The sequence below is a fragment of the Moorena sp. SIO3E8 genome (assembly GCF_010692445.1).
Classification (GTDB): Bacteria; Cyanobacteriota; Cyanobacteriia; order Cyanobacteriales; family Coleofasciculaceae; genus Moorena; species Moorena bouillonii.
Map to the genome: position 1 here is coordinate 1 of NZ_JAAHHM010000276.1, position 3,814 is coordinate 3,814.

Annotated in this window: 3 protein-coding genes and 1 pseudogene; all 4 read left to right on the top strand. The window is 44.9% G+C overall.

Features of this window, described 5'->3' with window-relative positions; genetic code table 11:
* The first annotated feature begins 217 nt into the window (after nt 1–217).
* Nucleotides 218–658, top strand: coding sequence for a DUF29 domain-containing protein (locus F6K46_RS38715; protein WP_293068533.1), 441 nt, complete (start codon nt 218–220; stop codon nt 656–658).
* A gap of 163 nt (nt 659–821) precedes the next feature.
* On the top strand, nt 822–1,397 hold the full coding sequence (locus tag F6K46_RS38720) for a Uma2 family endonuclease (protein ID WP_293068536.1): 576 nt from the start codon (nt 822–824) through the stop codon (nt 1,395–1,397).
* A 92-nt stretch (nt 1,398–1,489) separates the two neighbouring features.
* The gene (locus tag F6K46_RS38725; protein ID WP_293068538.1) at nt 1,490–2,734 is read left to right on the top strand and encodes an FAD-dependent hydroxylase; all 1,245 of its coding nucleotides are present in this window, start codon (nt 1,490–1,492) and stop codon (nt 2,732–2,734) included.
* A gap of 161 nt (nt 2,735–2,895) precedes the next feature.
* Nucleotides 2,896–3,814, top strand: a pseudogene (locus F6K46_RS38730) (RNA-guided endonuclease TnpB family protein); the annotation flags it as partial.

A 3,814-nucleotide genomic window follows, 5' to 3' on the forward strand; every position in this document is an offset into this window, starting at 1 on the left:
TTGCTCGCTTTAGCTCTCTAGGGTCTCGATTGCTAGCTATAAATTCTTCCAGAGTCATGAGAACATGGTGGTAAATTTATATTCCATGATATCTCATTTTTCTTCAAAATCATTTAGGATTGGTATAGCTATAGGCAATAGGCAAGCTAGCTATAGGCAAGCTAGCTATAGTTAATAAACTAAGAGATAAATTGGGTATAGAAAGGGAGAGACACTTGTGGAAAAAGCCTACATAAAAGACTTTCATTCCTGGACACAACAAACAGCACAGCTGTTGCGAGAAGGTCGTTGGCAAGAGATTGATTTAGAAAATCTGATTGAGGAGGTTGAAGACTTGGGCAAGAGTGAAAGGCGGGGAATTACTAGCCAATTGATTCGCCTGCTGTTACATTTGCTCAAGTGGCAATACCAAATTCAGCGTCGCTCCGATAGCTGGCTGGATTCGATTACTGATGCTCGGACTCAGATTGAGCTAGCTATTGAAGATAGTCCCAGTCTCAGGAGCTATCCAGCCCAGCAGCTGGAACAAAGCTATCAGCGGGCTCGCCGTCAGGCAGCCCAGCAAACAGGAATGTCTGTTTCGGTTTTCCCAGAGGTTTGCCCTTATTCTCTTGAATTGACCTTAGATCAGGATTGGTTACCAGAAGCTGAAAATTAAAGTATTTTTTATGATAAAATAGGTAATATTAAATTAATTGATATTGGGGTAACTAAACCCATAAATTGTACTGAAAAAATCAAGGCACTAGAGGCACGGGTTGATCAATTGGAAACGGATAACCCCTCATACAATTAAGCTGTGTTTTTAAAGTTAAGTTATCATGACCTTGATCAAAACTAAGCGCTTTAGCCTAGCTGACTATCATCGCTTGATTGATAATGGTTTTCTAACAGAAGATGACCGGGTGGAGTTGATTCGGGGAGAGTTAATACAAATGGTGGCGAAGGGTACGTCCCACTCGGTTTGCAACACTAAGTTATGGCGAGAGTTGGACAGACTAGTAGGCGACCGTGGGGTGGTACGGGGACAGGAACCAATCATCCTATCCAACGACAGTGAACCGGAACCGGATGTTGCGATCGCATGGGGTCAGGCGGATGACTACTTGCCAAATCACCCTTATCCAAAGGATATATTGCTGGTTATTGAGGTGTCAGATTCAACCCTGGAGTATGACCAAACCGTAAAGCTATCCTTATATTCAGAAAACCAAATTCAGGATTACTGGATTGTTAACCTGGTGGCTGGTCAACTAGAGTGCTATACTCAGCCCTATCAAGATACTCGAAGAAATTTCGGCTATCGCGTCAAACGGGTAGTGTTGCCCAATGAAACGGTTACTATTCCTGCTCTTGGCGATCTGTCCCTAGAGTTAACTCGTGTGTTTCCAGGTTGAGCAAAATTGGATCAGTTGATGGGTTGATCTAAAAGCGTCAAAATGAAAAAGAGTATATATTACTATTTACCGAGACACTTACTACTATAGTTATGGCGCTGGAACTGCTGATTCAAACTACCTCAGCAACCCATCAAAGTTTTGATTACGACCTAGCCATTGTAGGGGGTGGCATTACTGGTTCTACCCTGGCCTGTGCGTTGAAACATTCTGGGTTGAGCGTATTACTCATAGAAGCCAAACCGAAGTCAGTGGCAGCTGCCAGGGTACAAGCCTATGCCTTGTCTATCCTCTCAGGGCGTATTTTCGCAGGTATTGGGGTTTGGGATAAAATCCTGCCGCAGATTAGCACATTTCGGCAGATCAGGCTTTCCGATGCTAACCATTCCGGTGTGGTGCATTTTTCCCCTTCAGATTTAGGTACCAATGCCCTAGGGTATGTGGGAGAACACCGTCCGGTGCTAACGTCGTTGCAAGAATTTTTGACAGATTGTCCCAATGTTGACTGGCTGTGTCCAGCAGAAGTAGTGGATGTCAACTATCAGGAGTCTGGGGTGGAGATTACTGTCAAGGAGGGTGATACTCAGCATCGAATTAGGACAAGGCTAGTGGTGGCGGCGGATGGAGCGCGATCGCAAATTCGGACTAGGGCTAGGATTACGACTCGTGGCTGGAAATACTGGCAATCTTGCGTGACTGCCCGGATTAAAACCGAAAAGCCCCATAATAATACGGCTTTTGAACGCTTCTGGCCTAGTGGTCCGATGGGGGTGCTGCCCTTGTCAGAGAATCGCTGCCAGGTGGTGTGGACAGCACCCCATGCTGAAGCCAAAGCGTTACAAGCACTAGACGAAGATCAGTTTCTAGCTAAGCTGGAATACTACACTGGTGGTCTGTTGGGTCGCTTGGAGTTGGAATGCGATCGCTATTTGTTTCCAGTGCAATTGATGCAGAGCGATCGCTACATTCAGTCACGATTGGCACTAATTGGTGATGCCGCCCATTGTTGCCATCCTGTCGGTGGTCAAGGACTAAACCTTGGGATTCGCGATGCTGCTGCCCTTGCCCAAGTCTTGAGTGAGGCACACCAAGCAGGGGAAGATATTGGAGCTATAGAGGTTCTTAAGCGCTATGAAAACTGGCGCAAGCAAGAGAATCTGGTGATCTTAGGGTTTACCGATACTCTGGATCGGATCTTTTCCAACAACTGGTTACCAATAGTCGGGATACGCCGTCTCGGGTTATGGATGCTGCGCCGGATTCGTCCAGTGAAGATTTATGCCTTGAAGTTGATGACTGGTTTGAGAGGAAATATTCCTCAAGTTGCTCAACAATAGAGTAATAACTGAGTTGACGATTTAAGGTACAACACGATACTATCAGTATGTTGTTAACTGTAGCTAGGTGACATTGCACCTCAAACCAACCAAAAGCTGCTGAGTATCTAGGCGTTAACGTCAGCACACTAGCCCGATGGGAAAATCAATCATCCCGACTTATGCAACGAGCCTTCAAGACCAAGTTAAAACTCAATAACAAACAAAAAACCTTGATGGCTCAACACGCTGGGTATTCTAGGTGGGTCTGGAACTGGGCTTTAAACCTGTGGAAGGAAGCCGCATTAGCTGGACTCAAACCTTCAGCCAATAAGTTGAAAAAGTTCTATACTCATCATGTGAAGCCTCAGTATACCTGGCAGTCCACATTAAGTTCTAGGGTTTACCAATTTGCTTTCCTGCACTTAGGAGAAGCATTTAGTCGATTTTTTCAAGGGATTGCTCAACACCCTAAGTTCAAGAAAAAAGGTAGAAATGATAGCTTCACCCTAGATAATTGTGGGAAGGTCATGGAGTTTTCAGGAACTCGGTTGAAACTCCCTTTCATTGGGTGGGTTAGCACTTATGAACCTTTACCTGAAATTCAGACGAAGCGGGTCACAATCAGTCGAGTAGCCGATTCTTGGTATATTTCTTTGGCCTACGAGTCGGAAGCATTACCCACTGTTAAATCTAGAGAATATCTAGGTGTTGATGTCGGGGTTAAAGTTCTAGCCACCTGTTCAGATGGGACGGTATTTCCTAATCCTAGAGCTTACAAACAAGCTCAGAAAAAGCTGGCTAGACTTCAACGAGAACTATCTAGAAGAACTATGGGTTCTGCCAATAGAAATAAGACCAAGCTAAAATTAGCTAAAGCCCATCAACGTGTTGCTAACATCCGGAAAGATGCAATCGACAAATTAACCTCTTGGATTTGCAAAAACCACGCAGTCATTGGGTTAGAAGATCTAAATGTTTCCGGTCTGTTGAAAAACCACAAAGCACGCAGGTGCTATAGCCGATGCCGCTCTTTATGAAATTCGTCGCCAGGTCGAATATAAGTCGGAGTGGTACGGCTGCCAACTGGTTTTTGCGGAT

Excerpts from the sequence above, each read along its gene's own strand:
- F6K46_RS38720 (WP_293068536.1), top strand. The coding sequence starts at position 822 with ATGACCTTGATCAAAACTAAGCGCTTTAGCCTAGCTGACTATCATCGC.
- F6K46_RS38725 (WP_293068538.1), top strand. The coding sequence starts at position 1,490 with ATGGCGCTGGAACTGCTGATTCAAACTACCTCAGCAACCCATCAAAGT.